General features: G+C 40.8%; 13 protein-coding genes, 1 pseudogene and 1 riboswitch. Of the genes and pseudogenes, 11 read left to right on the top strand and 3 right to left on the bottom strand.

What is annotated here, in order from left to right:
• Window positions 1–15 precede the first annotated feature (15 nt).
• From RMA95_RS15385 to RMA95_RS15365, 5 genes and pseudogenes are all read left to right on the top strand, one after another.
• Complete coding sequence (locus tag RMA95_RS15385) at window positions 16–1,602, top strand: urea amidolyase family protein (RefSeq protein WP_311071717.1); 1,587 nt, start codon at window positions 16–18, stop codon at window positions 1,600–1,602.
• Window positions 1,599–3,317 carry a biotin carboxylase N-terminal domain-containing protein gene (locus tag RMA95_RS15380; RefSeq protein ID WP_311071715.1) on the top strand — a complete coding sequence of 573 codons (1,719 nt, stop codon included), beginning with the start codon at window positions 1,599–1,601 and terminating at the stop codon, window positions 3,315–3,317. The genes RMA95_RS15385 and RMA95_RS15380 overlap by 4 nt, the downstream gene beginning before the upstream one ends.
• Before the next feature lie 303 nt (window positions 3,318–3,620).
• A complete protein-coding gene (locus RMA95_RS15375) occupies window positions 3,621–4,841 on the top strand; it encodes a chloride channel protein (protein WP_311071713.1) in 1,221 nt (406 codons plus the stop codon).
• Between the two features lie 138 nt (window positions 4,842–4,979).
• Complete coding sequence (locus tag RMA95_RS15370; protein WP_311071711.1) at window positions 4,980–5,438, top strand: hypothetical protein; 459 nt, start codon at window positions 4,980–4,982, stop codon at window positions 5,436–5,438.
• Window positions 5,439–5,459: 21 nt separating this feature from the next.
• Window positions 5,460–5,531: pseudogene (locus RMA95_RS15365) on the top strand (sel1 repeat family protein); the annotation flags it as partial.
• Here RMA95_RS15365 and RMA95_RS15360 read toward each other — a convergent pair.
• Complete coding sequence (locus RMA95_RS15360; protein ID WP_311071709.1) at window positions 5,532–6,014, bottom strand: hypothetical protein; 483 nt, start codon at window positions 6,012–6,014, stop codon at window positions 5,532–5,534.
• 963 nt (window positions 6,015–6,977) lie between these two features.
• Between RMA95_RS15360 and RMA95_RS15355 the strand changes: the two genes are divergently transcribed.
• Window positions 6,978–7,532: a TetR/AcrR family transcriptional regulator gene (locus RMA95_RS15355; RefSeq protein ID WP_311071707.1), complete on the top strand. Its 555-nt coding sequence runs from the start codon at window positions 6,978–6,980 to the stop codon at window positions 7,530–7,532.
• Between the two features lie 53 nt (window positions 7,533–7,585).
• Here the strand turns inward: RMA95_RS15355 and RMA95_RS15350 are convergent, their stop codons facing one another.
• The gene (locus RMA95_RS15350) at window positions 7,586–8,017 is read right to left on the bottom strand and encodes an SRPBCC family protein (RefSeq protein ID WP_077164194.1); all 432 of its coding nucleotides are present in this window, start codon (window positions 8,015–8,017) and stop codon (window positions 7,586–7,588) included.
• Window positions 8,018–8,269: 252 nt separating this feature from the next.
• Between RMA95_RS15350 and RMA95_RS15345 the strand changes: the two genes are divergently transcribed.
• The 4 genes from RMA95_RS15345 (at window position 8,270) to uca (ending at window position 14,763) form a co-directional block, all read left to right on the top strand.
• Entirely contained in the window at window positions 8,270–9,433 is a 1,164-nt protein-coding gene (locus tag RMA95_RS15345) for a zinc-dependent alcohol dehydrogenase (protein WP_311071704.1), read from the top strand.
• Window positions 9,434–9,621: 188 nt separating this feature from the next.
• Window positions 9,622–9,717: riboswitch (guanidine-I (ykkC/yxkD leader) on the top strand.
• Window positions 9,718–9,745: 28 nt separating this feature from the next.
• The gene (locus RMA95_RS15340) at window positions 9,746–10,486 is read left to right on the top strand and encodes an urea amidolyase associated protein UAAP1 (RefSeq protein ID WP_311071702.1); all 741 of its coding nucleotides are present in this window, start codon (window positions 9,746–9,748) and stop codon (window positions 10,484–10,486) included.
• Between the two features lie 15 nt (window positions 10,487–10,501).
• The gene (locus tag RMA95_RS15335; protein WP_000217380.1) at window positions 10,502–11,155 is read left to right on the top strand and encodes an urea amidolyase associated protein UAAP2; all 654 of its coding nucleotides are present in this window, start codon (window positions 10,502–10,504) and stop codon (window positions 11,153–11,155) included.
• Window positions 11,156–11,157: 2 nt separating this feature from the next.
• Window positions 11,158–14,763 carry an urea carboxylase gene (gene uca, locus RMA95_RS15330; protein WP_311071700.1) on the top strand — a complete coding sequence of 1,202 codons (3,606 nt, stop codon included), beginning with the start codon at window positions 11,158–11,160 and terminating at the stop codon, window positions 14,761–14,763.
• A gap of 39 nt (window positions 14,764–14,802) precedes the next feature.
• Here uca and RMA95_RS15325 read toward each other — a convergent pair whose 3' ends face one another.
• The gene (locus tag RMA95_RS15325; RefSeq protein WP_151818945.1) at window positions 14,803–15,339 is read right to left on the bottom strand and encodes an NAD(P)H-dependent oxidoreductase; all 537 of its coding nucleotides are present in this window, start codon (window positions 15,337–15,339) and stop codon (window positions 14,803–14,805) included.
• Window positions 15,340–15,431: 92 nt separating this feature from the next.
• On the opposite strand from RMA95_RS15325, the gene RMA95_RS15320 reads away from it, so the two are divergent.
• Window positions 15,432–15,785 (top strand): helix-turn-helix domain-containing protein, encoded by a 354-nt coding sequence (locus tag RMA95_RS15320; protein WP_031966496.1) that lies wholly within the window; start codon window positions 15,432–15,434, stop codon window positions 15,783–15,785.
• Window positions 15,786–15,876: the final 91 nt, after the last annotated feature.

Raw genomic sequence — 15,876 nt, 5'->3', positions numbered from 1 at the left:
AATAAGGATAAGCAAATGCGTTTTTTATCGGTAAACGCCGATTGTTTTCTGATTGAGCTTGCGAGCCTAGAGGAAACTTTGGCGTTGTACAATAAATTGCAAAATACGCAATTGAATGGAATTAAAGACTTAGTCCCTGCTGCAAAAACAATTTTGGTTTTCTTTAATGAGATCGAAACCACCTTTAAAACGCTGGTTGCCTCAATTCAGAGCCTTAAAATTGATTCTGGATTTGAGCGCAGTAGCCAAGAAGTGATTGTTCCGATTCGTTACGATGGCGAAGACCTTGCTCAGGTTGCCGAGTTACAAGGGCTGACTGTAGCTGATGTGATTAGAAAACATCACCAAAGTGTGTGGAACGTGGCTTTTATTGGTTTTGCGCCGGGCTTTGCTTATATGAGTAGTCCCGATAAACCTTTTACCGATATTCCACGTTTAACGGTTCCTCGTAAAAAAATACCGTCAGGCTCTTTGGGTTTGGCTGGAAAATACTCCGGTATTTACCCAAAAGACAGTCCGGGTGGTTGGCAGCTGATTGGAACCACATCGGAAAAAATGTGGGATTTAGAGCGTAAAAATCCAGCACTACTTTTACCAGGCATGACTGTACATTTTGAAGATGTCACGCATAATCCAACCACTGTAGCTGTACCACAGCAAATCACTCGTAAGGTTGAGCCGAAACAATCTCTGCCACTATTTACGATCACTGCCCCAAGTTTACAAATGCTCATTCAAGATGAAGGGCGTTTAAACCAGACCAATATTGGTGTTGGGGTTGCAGGTGCAATGGATTTGTCTGCTATGCATAGTGCTAACCGTGTTGTGGGTAATCCAACCGATACGCCTGTCATTGAAGTTTTAAATGGCGGCCTAAAAGCCAAAATGCAGCATGCTGGCGTTATTGCGGTGGCTGGGGCTATTTCAAACATTCGTGTGAAATTTGCTGACGGTCAAACCGCAGACTTTGCAAGCTATCAACTGATTGATTTGGATGAGGGCGATGAGTTTCAAATTCAGCCACCAACAGCAGGCTTAAGAAACTATCTGGCAGTTCGTGGTGGTATAGATGTTGAGTCAGTACTCAATAGTGCTTCGTTTGACAGCTTGGCAGTATTAGGTCCAGAACCCTTAAAGCTTGGAGATACCATTTACCAAGGACACGTTCAAGCAACCAATATTAGCGTAAATGAAGTGGGCAAAAGTGTCTTGCCGCAAGCTGGCGAAGTGGTTGAGCTAGATATTGTGATGGGCCCACGTACCGATTGGTTCGAACAAGACAGTATTGAACTGCTCTGTCAGCAAGAATGGCTGGTAACCAATGAGAGCAACCGCGTCGGGCTAAGACTTTCAGGTGAGCAGCCTTTAACGCGCAAAATTACCTACGAGTTGGAAAGTGAAGGCACGTGCACTGGTGCTTTGCAGATTCCACCGAGCGGGCAGCCTGTTTTGTTTATGAATGATCATCCATTAACGGGCGGATATCCGGTCATTGGCTCTGTTGCTAAACACCATTGGGACTTGGTGGCACAGATTCCGGCAGGTTGCCGCATCAAATTTAAAAAAATTGCCGAATTTATAGATTTTGAGAATGAAAGATGAATACAGAAAAATTATTGATTGCTAACCGTGGTGAAATTGCCGTTCGTATTATCCATGCTTGCCGCGATATGGGCATTTCATCGGTCGCGTTATATGCAGATGACGATATTGGCAGCATTCATGTCGAACTTGCAGATGAAGCATGGGGCTTGGCTGGTGCAACTGCCAGTGAAACCTATTTAAATATCCCTGCCATTATTGAAATTGCAAAAAAATCGAAAGCGACCATGGTGCATCCGGGTTATGGCTTTTTATCTGAACGTGCTGAGTTTGCCCAAGCCGTGATTGATGCAGGTTTAAAATGGGTCGGGCCATCACCAAGTGCCATTGAAAAATTAGGCGATAAAATCGAAGCACGTAAAATTGCTGCTTCAGTCGGTGCGCCGTTGGTTCAGGGTACGCAAGATCCACTCAATAATGCAGATGAAGCTTTAGAGTTTGCCAAACAATATGGTTTACCAATTGCCATTAAAGCCGCATTTGGTGGCGGTGGCCGTGGCTTAAAAGTCGCGTGGAAACTCGAAGAAGTTCAAGAGCTTTATGAGTCGGCAGTACGTGAAGCAAAAGCGGCCTTTGGCCGTGGTGAATGTTTTGTCGAGCAATATCTTGATAAACCGCGCCATGTAGAAGCGCAAGTGATAGCAGACCAACATGGAAACATTGTGGTACTGGGTACACGTGATTGCTCGTTGCAACGCCGTAACCAAAAGTTAGTTGAAGAAGCACCAGCGCCATTTATTAGCGATGAGATTTACCAGCAAATTTTAACTTCGGCAAAAAATATTTGTCAGGCTGCAAACTATGTAGGTGCGGGAACCGTTGAGTACTTACTGAGTCGTGACGGTAAACTTTCATTCTTAGAAGTAAATACTCGTTTGCAAGTTGAGCACCCTGTGACTGAAGAAACCTCAAAAGTCGATTTAGTGGTTGAGCAAATTCGCGTAGCACAGGGCCATGAGCTTTCTATTAAAGAAACACCAAAAGCGCAGGGTCATGCCATTGAGTTTCGTATTAATGCCGAAGACCCAGCACGTGGGTTTATTCCAGCCTTTGGCGTGTTGAGTTTATTCGAAGCGCCATTTGGTAACGGTGTACGAGTCGATACAGGAGTTCGCACTGGGTCATTAGTGTCTAGCCACTTCGACTCACTCATGGCAAAGCTGATTGTGACTGGTCCAACCCGTGAAGTTGCAATTGCTCGCGCCAAACGTGCATTAAAGCAATTTAAAATTGAAGGCGTAGCATCGGTTTTAGACTTCCACCGTGCGGTACTTAATGAACCTGACTTTACAAATGAATTTAATGTACACACGCGTTGGATTGAAAATGACTTTAAACAAGAGTTAAAGCCGACTAAACGTGGTATTCCAAACCATCAACAACCAATGCTACTCAGCTACATTGAAATTGATGGCAAGTTACACCGTTTAGGTTTACCAGCAGGAATGTTTGCACAAGGTCCAGCTACCGCAGTTCAGGCACAGACAGCCGAGCCAGAAGTGAGTGCCGAGCATTTACTTGCGCCTATTAATGGAGTGATTAGCGCTTGGAAAGTCGAGAATGGTGAGCAAGTCACAGAAGGTCAAGTGGTTGCCATTATGGAAGCCATGAAAATGGAAGTGCAGGTACTTGCACACCGTAGTGGTGTTATTCAGATTGGTGCAGAGAAGGGTGCAACCTGCCATGCAGAAACTGTGATTGCGAGTATTAATTAATATTTAAGTAGGTCATTTGGCTTGATGATGCTTTTAGTTTGATCAGGTCAAATCGAATGTTTATTAATTAACTCAATCAGGCATTTTTCAGGTTTTCATTAACCATTTACAACTTGAAAGCCTGTACGTGTTATGAGATATTTGTCACAGATTGGTGGTATAAATATTGATCACTGTATTTAAAGCTCGCTTATGCGAGCTTTAATTTTTAGCCCAGTTTAAGCATTTCTCACTTAATGAGCTGGCGGCATAAAAATAATTTGAGAATTTGGCACTCACTCAAAGGCGAATTGAAGAAAGCGAATGAAAATTCTACCTTCATCTGAATATGATCAAATTCTAAAATACAGTGTTTATTGGCTCGTCATCTCGATTGTGATTGGAGTCGTAGCGGGGGTGGCATCGACCTTAATTTTTGTTGCTTTTGATATTTCAAACAAAGTCAGAAGTCTGCATCACTGGCTCATCTACTTTTTGCCTTTCGTGGGTTTTGGTATTGGTTATCTCATTAAAAAATATGGTTCACCCATTGAACGGGGGACTCATTTACTCCTAGATGAAATCCACCAACCCAAGTCGTTTATTCCAAAACGAATGAGTCCTATCATTTTTATCACCTCAATTTTGACGCAGTTGTTTGGTGGTTCAGCGGGGCGTGAGGCACCAGCCGTACAGCTTTCGGGTGCTTTAATTGACCACCTAAGCCATATATTAAAAATCTCGGAAGATAACCGAAAAATTTGCTTAATCGCCAGTATTGGTGCTGGCTTTGCAGGAGTGTTTGGCTTGCCTTTGGCGGGTGCAATTTATGGTTTAGAAATTACGGCTTTAGGTAATTTAAGATACTCAGCCATTTTCCCATGTTTTGTGTCGGCACTTATTGCTTCGACCATCCCTGAACTATTCGATATTGTTCATCCGCACATCTACTATGTGATTAGTGAGTTTCCAGCTATTCATTTTGGCGTGCTCATGAGCTTGATTGCGGCAGGGTTAGTCTTTGGTTTAGCTGCGCGTTTCTTTATTGCCGCTATTCATTTGGCAAGTGATCTTTTTTATAAATACATTCGCTATTTGCCATTAAGAACCATGGTCGGCGGTATTATCATTATGCTACTTACGTTGTTCACTGCGCATCAGCAGTACAACGGTTTAGGTACAGATAAAATCATTGCATCTTTTTATGTACCGATTGAGTTTTACGACTTTTTTAACAAGACTGTTTTTACCGCTATTACTTTAGGTTCTGGTTTTAAAGGTGGCGAAATTACGCCGTTATTTTATGTGGGTGCAACATTAGGGAATGCTTTAGGGGCGGTTTTAAACCTACCACTTTCATTGCTTGCAGGCTTAGGGTTAGTCAGTTTGTTTTCTGGGGCAAGTAAGGCACCATTAACGTCTATTATTTTAGCGATTGAGCTATTTGGAATGAATGTTGCCACTTACGCCATTATTACTTGTTTATTGGCAGCGCTATTTTCTGGAAATTGTGGGTTGTATCGCCGTAAAAAGTTGATGGATTAGAAAGGGTTTTAAATAGGCCTTATTATTACTTGAAAGAAACAGAAAGAATGTTGTGGGTAAGAGTGGGGATAAAGTTCTTGCTATGTATGAACAAAAAATTCGTCAAGTAATAAAATAAATACACTAGGAACTATTAAAGTGAAAGATTCGTCTCTTGGTAATAAAGTAATATTGGTTATTTTTCTTATATTTTTCTTGTATTTAAGCTATGTCGCATTTGGGTTTTTTTCTAAAAAAGAAGAAAATAAAATTAAGGTGAATATGAGCAACTCAGATATCCATTTTTTATTAAATAAAGATGGAATAATGGTTCATGGGTATGAAGTAAGAAGTTTGATTGATAAAAAAGAAAATAGTTTAGAATATAAGAAAATTTTGCAAAAAAATGTTGAAAAAAGAGTAGCCGAGATTGTTATTGGTAATTATAAAAGCAACGGAATTGAAGAAAAGAAACCTTACTATATTTCTATTTCAAGAGAGGGACTTTTTAATGAACCTGGGGTGGTAATGCAAACATTAAATTTTTGTATTAAAGATCACAATATATTTTCTTCTGAAGGTGACGAAGAAAGCTTTGTACGTGAATGCATTAATTAGTATTACAGTTTTATATTCGTGCTCAATAAAAAGTGGTTAAGAAAAGCAGCAGAAAATGGCAATAAAGATGCCTTATCACTATTTGAAGAATAGCTATTTTTCTATGATATGGACTTGCTGTTTTGAGGCTTCAATTAAGTGAGGAGAATTCTCTAAAGTCCATGTTTCATCGCACCAATCGCAAGCATCGTAGAAAGATTCGAGCCAAGTAGGGTAATAAATTATGTTGTCTGGAAGATTTCTTGTTGCGCCCATAAAACCTGTTTCTAAATTATTGAAAATAGTACATAGCTGAACTGGGCTTAGATTTTTTTCTTGATAATTATTTAAAATATCTAAAAAAAATCTAGCTGCTAACATTTCTGCTTCAATACAATTATATGAAAAAATAGGGTCTGTTAAGTTTATGATTCGTAGTAATAAAGAATTATAGTCATTAAATGGTAGTAGTAATTCGGTAAAAAAATCTATATGAACATCTTCGTTTTCTTCAATATATTTATTAATCTTTTCTGTTCTTTCTTGAGCTGAATATTCTCCATAGTAAAACTCGATATATAAAGTCTTTAATGTCATTAGTTAAATCTAATTATTTTGTAATGAAAATATATCATACTAAAAATATTAGAAATTTCATAATGAACTAAACCAATTAAATAACTTTTATTTATTCCAACCGTTCTACTTTAATACGATTTTCAGTTCCTACGCTTGACGATAAGAAAAGTGAATAATATCCTTTCTTTCTAGTAGGACGGAAAGAGGACATCTTAGGATGTGCTGGTCTCTTTGGCACCAGTCTGCTAACTCTTTTCGTTCTGCTACCATAATTATTCTGCAGAGATTGGTAGGATTATATTTATTCCTGAGTCTGTATTTAATTTTATAACTAGACAAACAGATCCTACATATCAATATTCAATTAGGTTTTTAAATCTTCAAAACTTGAAAATAATTTAAAACCCAACCGCTCTACTTTAATACAAATGTCATTTCCTACGCTTGACGATAACAAAAGCGAATACTATCCTTTGCGGGCTGGCCTACATTGCCAGTCGGTTTTAGCAGACCGTTTTCATCTAGATCATCAAAGAAGTAATTTTTTGGTGATGAACTCGTTCGTCTCCCTTCGTAGCGGTAGGACGGAGGAGGGACGCCTTCGGGCGTGCCAGTTCCTAGATGACTGGTCTGCTAACCCTTCTTCGTTCTGCCACCATAATCATTTAGCAGTGATCTGGTAGAACTTCTATTTCATCTAGGAGTCCGCTATGCGTACTAATTCTTCTCAATTTTTGGCCTTTGCCAAACGCTCTCTATTTATACCATCTCAACATCCTATAAATCGGTTTAATCGACTCTAGGTTTTCTGCACCTTAAGAATCGTTACAACTCAAAAATCATAGCAACAATAAACCTGAGATAGTCGAGCACACCTTTATTGTGCCGCTTCTGCATGCCAGTTTTTAGCGCTCAATTTAAGAGTGACGGCATTTCTATCTCTTTTACATACAACAAAAAATTATTTTAAACGGTACAAATATGTCACCTTTAGTACTTTCTACACGTGCTTTAAAAGTTGTGAATAAAGCAATTGATTTATTTCGCCATCACGGATTTCATCTCGTGGGCGTCGATAGAATTATCAAAGAGTCTGAAATTACAAAAATGACTTTTTATCATTACTTTCAGTCCAAAGCGCGTTTTATCGAAATATGCCTACTCGTGCAAAAAGAACGGCTACAAGACAAAGTCATTGCAATAGTGGAATATGACCAAGACTCAAGCGTGAGAGACAAACTCAACAAATTGTATTATTTACACACTGACTTAGAAGGGCCGTATTACCTGTTATTTAAAGCCCTTTTTGAAACTAAAAATACCTATTCCAACGCCTACCAAACTGCCATTCGATATAGAACTTGGTTGACCAATGAAATCTATAGCCAGCTTAGATTCATAAAATCGGATGTTTCATTTCATGATGCCAAACTACTTTTACATATAATTGAAGGAACCATTATTCAAAGGCTCAGTAATACCGATGTAGATGAAAGAGACAAGCAATTCGAATATTTTATAGCAATACTTTCGTAGAAATATTTAAAAAAATAAAAGCCCGTAATAGGGCTTTTATTTGATAGGGCGAGTTAAAACTTAAGTTTTTTAAGACCACGGCTCACGCCATTTTCTAAGGCCGCTTTAATAATCGGGCCAATAAAAGGAACGCGACCTTTAAAGCTAATGGTGTAATTCAAACGAGTTCGGTTATTTCCCAAGTCAGTAAATTGCATCACACCGCGATGCGCCTTAATTGGGCTAATGCCGCTTGTGATCGCGTACTCGATCAGTTCATTTTCTTTATAGACTAAATTTGTTTCAACAAATGAAGGTGTAAACGGAATAGACATCTTGCGGGCAGAGCCAACACCGTTACGTGCATCCTTGCCATTACTAATGCGAGTGACTTTAGCAGGAGCAAAAAGTTTGCTTAGGTTTTCATGTTCACTCAAGGCTGCAAAGACCTTGTCTATAGGTGCATCAAATTCTTGTACGATGTTGATTTTTTGAGTTTTTAACATCTTGTTCCCTCTAAAGTAAATTTGACATGAGTAATTGTCAGAATTTGGATATTAGCACGCTTTTTACTAGGGTGGAATTCTAGTTCGTCGGCGTGATTTCATCTCTATATTGCATGTTTCATAGGCAAAGCGAAGCCTTTATTTATTTGCATTTGAGTAATATGCCTTACGTGAAAAATAACAATCGTTGCAAACGGTAAAGAAAGCCTCCTCATAATCAAATGACATGAAAGGAAATAGAGGAATAACAATATGCGTGCTCTTACTTACCACGGTGCCGAAGACGTTCGAGTTGAAACGGTTGCAGACCCTATTATTCAAGAACCGGATGACATTATTTTACGTGTAACCGCCACAGCGATATGTGGCTCTGACTTGCATTTATATCGAGGCAAAATCCCAAAGACTGAACATGGCGATATTTTTGGGCATGAGTTTATGGGCGTGGTTGAAGAAGTAGGCCCCGCAGTCACTCACGTGAAAAAAGGTGACCGTGTCATTGTTCCCTTTGTGATTGCCTGTGGTGAATGTTTCTTTTGCCAACTTGACCTGACCGCTGCTTGTGAAACCACCAATACAGGGCGTGGTGCAATTATTAATAAAAAGCAAATTCCACCTGGTGCAGCTTTATTTGGTTATAGCCATTTATATGGCGGAGTACCGGGCGGCCAAGCAGAATATGTTCGTGTCCCAAAAGCCAACAAAGGACCTTTTAAAGTGCCTGGTTCATTGTCAGATGAAAAAGTACTTTTCTTGACCGATATTTTGCCTACCGCTTGGCAGGCGGTGACCAATGCCCAAGTGAAACGTGGCTCAACCGTTGCAATTTATGGTGCAGGGCCAGTTGGGCTATTAAGTGCCGCTTCTGCCAAGATGCTTGGTGCTGAAAAGATATTTATGGTCGATCACAATGACTATCGATTGAACTATGCAGCGGCAACATACGGTGCCATTCCAGTTAATTTTGATGAAGTCGATGCGGCCGAATTTATTATTCAACATACCGACAATTACCGTGGTGTCGATGCGGTGATTGATGCAATTGGTTTCGAGGCAAAAGGCAGTGTGATTGAAACAGTCCTGACCAATTTAAAACTAGAGGGTTCAAGTGGTGCAGCACGGCGTCAATGTATTGCCGCGGTTCGCCGTGGTGGAGTGGTCAGCGTACCGGGTGTATATGCAGGCCCAATTCATGGTTTCTTATTTGGCGATGCCTTTGATAAAGGGCTGACTTTTAAAATGGGCCAAACCCATGTGCATCAATATTTACCGCAACTCTTGGAATTGATTGAGCGTGGTGATTTATCACCTGAAACGATTATTACCCATCGAATGAAATTAGAAGATGCCGCAGAGGGATATCGCATTTTTAATGAAAGAGAAGAGGATTGCCGTAAGGTGATTCTACTTCCTTAACACGCTCAATCTTATAATTCATTATTAGGCCTCTTAGTGAAAGGGGCTTTTTTATTTTGAAGTGCACAATTTTGAATGCAGTTTTTTATTTTTGAACTTAAATCGCACCTAAACGGCTCAAGTTTAGTATTACTTTTAATAAAAACCGTAATACTAAGCTGGCATGTCCTTTGCATAGTCATAACCAATCAAAAGTGATCTAGGGTTCCGATACTTCATGTATGTCTGGACCGAGAGTTCACGGTTCCTAGCGAACTACACGGAGGGATAAAAGCCCGGGAGGAAGTCTAAAACTATCCGACAGGAGTAGCTATGAACACTGCAAGTTATCATAACAATCAGGCGATTTGGACCGAACTTTTACCCGGCGGACATCACTGGTCGGGGCGTATTCAAAAAGGAACTATTCTTAGATTTACATCGCTAGGCGCTCAGGCAAATGTTTCTTTGTTTTGTGTAAATGCTGCCGATGTGCTTGAACGTTTTAACATGCCCGACAGTTTAAAAGGGCAACACACTGCCTATTTAAAAGCTTCCAATGTGTTGTATTCAGACCTTGGCCGAGTCATGGCTTCCATTGTTCATGATGATCATGGTTGGAATGATGCACTTTGTGGCCCAAGTCGACCTGAGCAAATTGAAAAGCAATTCGGTCCTCGTACATTTCAAGATGCCCGCAATGATATGTACCAAAACGGTTTAGACAGCTTACTCATTGAAATGTGTAAATACGGGCTTGCCAGCCAAGACCTGAGTGCCACGATTAACCTATTTTCTAAAGTTGTACCAGATGAAAACGGGGCTTTGTCTTATGTCAGTTCTGACAACACCAATCAAACTATTGAACTGCGCTTTGAAATGGACTGCTTGGTATTTTTATCTGCCGCGCCTCATGGCTTAGACACCAGCCCAAGCTATCAACCTGCTGATATTCAACTCAGTTTATTTAAAGCCAATTCACTAACAGACAGCGATATTTGTCGTGATGCATGTTCGCAAAATCAGCGTGCGTTTCAAAACACAGCCCGCTACTACGCGCTTAGCAATATTTAAATCAGGAGAAGCATCATGACAGTTTTACAATCATTTGAAAAAGCAGTTTTAAATGAAGTTTGTCCTGCTGGCGAAGCGTGGATGTGCGAGGTTAAAAAGGGTCAATATTTTCGTATTATTGACCTTGAGGGAAACCAAGCGGTCGATACTTTGTTTATGAGTGCCGAAAACCCGACTGAGCGCTATAGCGCAATGGACACTCTGGCTATCAACCAACAAATCTATTTAGAAAAAGGTACTAAGCTCTATAGTAACTTTGGCCGACCAATTGCCGTTATTCATGATGATAACTGCGGTCGCCATGACACCATTGGCGGGGCTTGTTCATGTGAGAGTAATACGGTTCGCTATGCACATGAAACGTACCCTATGCATAGTTGCCGTAACAACTTTATGTATGCCTTGGCAAAACACCCGATTGCAAAAAAGCATGGGCTAAATGTTCGTCATATTGGCCCAAACATTAACTTTTTTATGAATGTGCCAGTAACACCAGATGGACAGCTTAAATTTGATGATGGAATTTCAGGTCCGGGAAAATATGTAGAAGTTCGGGCGGAAATGGATTTGATTGTTTTAATTTCCAATTGTCCTCAGCTCAATAACCCATGTAATGCCTACAACCCAACCAAAATTCAACTGGTTGTCCGTGAAGCGGAAGGGGTGTAAGCATGTTTAAAAAAGTTCTGATTGCTAACCGCGGTGCAATTGCCTGTCGCGTCATTCGCACCCTTAAAAAACTCGGGATCGCTTCGGTGGCTGTTTACTCCGAAGCCGACCGTGATTCTTTACACGTGACTTTGGCCGATGAAGCTTTCCTAATTGGTCCTGCACCTGCGCATCAAAGCTATTTAAATATTGAAAAAATCCTTGAGGTAGCAAAACAGTCGGGAGCTGAAGCCATTCACCCTGGTTATGGGTTTTTGTCTGAAAATGCCGAGTTTTGTGATTTGTGCGAAAGCCAAGGTATCGCTTTTATTGGGCCAACTTCAAGCCAAATGCTCGATTTTGGTTTAAAACATACCGCGCGTGAGCTGGCTATTAAAAGCAATGTGCCTTTACTTCCGGGTAGCTCATTACTTGCCGATGAAGCCGAGGCCTTGTTTGAGGCAGCTCGTATTGGTTATCCAGTCATGCTGAAAAGTACCGCGGGCGGTGGTGGTATTGGCATGCGTCTGGTCTGGAACGAAACCGAGTTAAAAGATGCTTATCAAACCGTGTCTTATTTGGCGCAGGTCAATTTTAAAGATGCAGGGTTGTATTTAGAAAAATTTGTACAACACGCACGCCACATCGAAGTACAAATTTTTGGTGATGGGAAAGGGCAAGTTTTAGCGTTGGGTGAGCGTGATTGTTCGGTGCAACGCCGTAATCAGAAAGTGATTGAAGAAACACCCGCACCACACCTAAATGAACAGCAACGCGATTACCTTCAAAAAGTTGCGATTCAACTGATGCAGTCGGTGAATTACCGCTCAGCAGGCACGGTTGAGTTTGTTATGGACACCGAAACCCAAGAATTTTATTTCTTAGAGGTCAACACGCGTTTGCAAGTCGAGCACGGCGTGACCGAGCAAGTATTTGGTGTCGACTTAGTCGAATGGATGGTTACCTTAGCAAGTGGTGACTGGTCAGCACCGACTGAAAAGTTAGAGCCAACTGGACATTCCATTCAGGTTCGTCTTTATGCCGAAGACCCAATTAAACAGTTCCAACCAAGTGCGGGCTTACTCACGCATGTTAAATTTGACCCGCAAGCCCGAGTCGAAACATGGGTAGAAACAGGTTCAACGGTGTCGTCTTTTTATGACCCAATGATTGCCAAAATCATTGTGACTGCTGCAACACGGGACCAAGCCATACAGGCAATGAGTGCTAGTCTTGCCAACACGCAAGTCGCAGGCATTGAAACCAATCTGGAATATTTGCAAAACATTATTGCTTGCAATGTGTTTGCTTTAGGTACTCAAACCACTCGATTTTTAAATACGTTTGAATGGAAAACTCAAAAAATTGAGGTGTTGCAGTCTGGTATTCAAACTGCCATTCAAGACGTAACAGGTCGACTAGGTTATTGGGATGTTGGTGTACCGCCATCAGGTGCGATCGATCCACTCAGTTTAACTGTGGCAAACCAGCTTCTAGCCAATGAGCCAAATACGGCAGGGCTTGAATGTACCTTGCAAGGGCCAACTTTAAAGTTTCACTGCGACAGCCAAATTGTCATTACAGGCGGTGATATGCCTTCAAAACTTGATGGCGAACTTGTGCCGATGTGGCAAACCATCAATGTAAAAAAAGGCCAAGTTTTAAAATGTGGGCTTATCCGTTCAGGTTGCCGTAGCTATATAGGTGTGAAAGGTGGTTTCGATGTTCCTGAGTATTTAGGATCACAGGCAACTTTTACTTTGGGGCAGTTTGGTGGGCACGCAGGCCGTAATTTATTAATTGGCGATATGCTGCCAATTATTGAACATTCCGCTCAATCGACTACAACTTTAGCTCAAGCGCAAATTCCTAGCTTTACCCAAAACTGGGAAATTGCAGTCATGTATGGCCCACATGGCGCACCAGATTTTTTCACCAAACAAGATATTGATACGTTCTTTGCCAATGAGTTCGAAATTCACTACAACTCAAGCCGGACAGGCATTCGTTTAATAGGGCCAAAACCTGAGTGGGCACGTGAAGATGGTGGCGAGGCAGGCTTACATCCTTCCAATATTCACGACAATGCTTATGCCATTGGCGCAATTGATTTTACGGGCGACATGCCAATTATTTTGGGGCCGGATGGTCCGAGCTTAGGTGGCTTTGTTTGCCCTGCGGTAGTCATTCATTCCGAGCTTTGGAAAATCGGGCAGCTTAAAGCAGGTGATAAGGTCAAATTTGTACCTGTGAGTTATGCGCAAGCAAAAGAACTCGATCAAAAATATCATCAAAGTTTAACCGCGACTGATACAACTCAGATCAATTTTAACCCAGCTATTCAAGCAGAACCCGATACTTTAAAAGATGCCGTTTTAGCTACTTTAGACGGTAAAGCTGACTTACCAAGCGTGACCTATCGACCAGCAGGAAATAGCTATTTGTTGGTGGAATATGGTGAGTTAGTACTTGATCTAAATTTACGCTTCCGTATTCATGCACTCATGCAATGGGTCAAAGATCAAAACATTCAGGGCATTATCGACTTAACACCGGGCATCCGTTCACTACAAATTCATTTTGATTCAATCCAGCTCGATCAATTGGAGCTTCTACAGAAACTTCAGCAAGCAGAAGCCGAGTTACCCGATATTCAAAATATGCAGGTGCCTTCACGCACTGTCTATTTGCCTTTGGCTTGGGAAGATTCACAAACTCAGCTTGCTACCGAACGCTACACGCAAATTGTTCGTCCAGATGCGCCGTGGTGCCCAGATAACGTTGAGTTTATACGCCGTATTAATGGCTTAGCTTCAAAGCAAGCAGTTAAAGATGTGGTCTATAGTGCGAACTATTTGGTGATGGGTTTAGGCGATGTGTATTTAGGTGCACCCGTTGCCACACCACTGGACCCACGCCAACGTTTAGTCACCACAAAATATAACCCTGCACGAACTTGGACACCTGAAAATGCGGTCGGCATTGGCGGGGCGTATATGTGTGTGTACGGCATGGAAGGGCCGGGTGGCTATCAGTTTGTTGGCCGTACCACTCAAATGTGGAGTCGTTACCGTAAAAATGCCAACTTCGAAGAAGGCAAACCGTGGTTATTACGTTTTTTTGACCAAGTGAAGTTTTATGAAGTTTCTGAGGCTGAACTTTTACAAATGCGTGAAGACTTTAAGGCGGGCCGACTACAACTTCGCATCGAAGATGGCGTACTCAACCTAAAAGAATACAACGAATTTTTAAAAACACATCAAGACAGCATTCAAGCCTTTAAAGACATGCAACAAGCCAATTTCGAGGCTGAACGTCGCCGTTGGCATGAAGCGGGCTTGCAAGAATATATCTCTGAAAGTCTAGATGCTGTTGATGAAGGTGAAACCGTGGTTATTCCTGAAGGGGGCTGTGCAGTCGAATCGCACATGCCGGGTTCAATCTGGAAAATCGAATGTGCATCAGGAGATATTGTTGAAGAAGGTGCAACTCTTGCAGTGATTGAGGCAATGAAAATTGAAATTCCAATTATTGCGCCTGAACGCATGAAAGTAGAAACCATTACCATTGAAAAAGGGCAAACCGTAAAAACAGGACAAGTGCTATTTACTTTGGCACCAGTAGCTTAAACCAAAAGAGAGCATCGATATTGATGCTCTCTTTTTATCTTATGCTTCGGTCAAATGTTTTAATACTTCATGACCATGTTCAACCGCTTTTAACTTAATTTCAGACTCTGAATGACCTGATAACGGAGAAACTTCATAAAGCAAGAATGTGCTGCTTAATTGCATTTGCGTATATTGAATTGAATATTGAACCGCTTTCAAAAAGCTATCAATTAAGTTTTCTCGGTCGTTTACCATATCGGCTTCTTTTTGCCCGACCGTCATACTAATAATGACTTTTTTATCTTTCAATTTGTCGCCTTGAGAGCCATAAGCAAACTGATAAGTAAAAACTTCATCAAACCATAACTTTAAAATTGCCGGCATATTAAACCAGAACATTGGATATTGCAGGATGATGGTGTCATGGCGTAATAACGCTTCTTGTTCAGCACTCACGTCAATTTTATAGTCCGGATAAAGCTGGAAAATATCTCGTACTTCAAGGTCCGGATAGGTTTTTATAAGTTCATTCACTATCGTTTTATTTGCAATTGATTGAGCGTAGTAGGGATGGGCCAAAATAAGTAAAGCCATAATAATGCCTTGTAGCTATAAAAATCATAGTCACTATAATTTTTATAGTATGGGTGTACAATAACTATCAAAGTTGATAGGTGGCGTTAAAAATGGCAAATACTGAAAATAAATGTGAAATCAGCATGAATGGAAAAACGTATCCATGTCATATCAGTATGGCTATGGATTTGGTGGGTGGAAAATGGAAAGGCGTTATTTTGTATTATCTAAAAGATGGGCCAAAACGTTTTAATGAAATCAATCAATTAATGCCAACCATCACAGAAATGACCTTAAGCCTTCAACTTAAACAATTAGAGCAAAGTGGCTTAATTTCTCGAACCGTTTATGGTGAAAAAGCACCGATTAAAGTGGTCTATGAAATGACTGAATTAGGCCAGTCTTTTAAACCTGTTCTAGAGTCTTTATCGCTATGGGCGCATACGATGATTAATCAGGCATAAGACTAAAAAACATTAAATTATTGAATAGATTAGACTATGAGCGTGTGAATGAGGCATTTATTTCTTTTATTTTCACACAATTTAAAAAAGA

The organism is Acinetobacter sp. V110_1 (assembly GCF_031798975.1).
Taxonomy (GTDB): domain Bacteria; phylum Pseudomonadota; class Gammaproteobacteria; order Pseudomonadales; family Moraxellaceae; genus Acinetobacter; species Acinetobacter nosocomialis_A.
The sequence above is the reverse complement of the archived record's forward strand: the minus strand, read 5'-3'. Positions and strand labels throughout refer to the sequence as shown.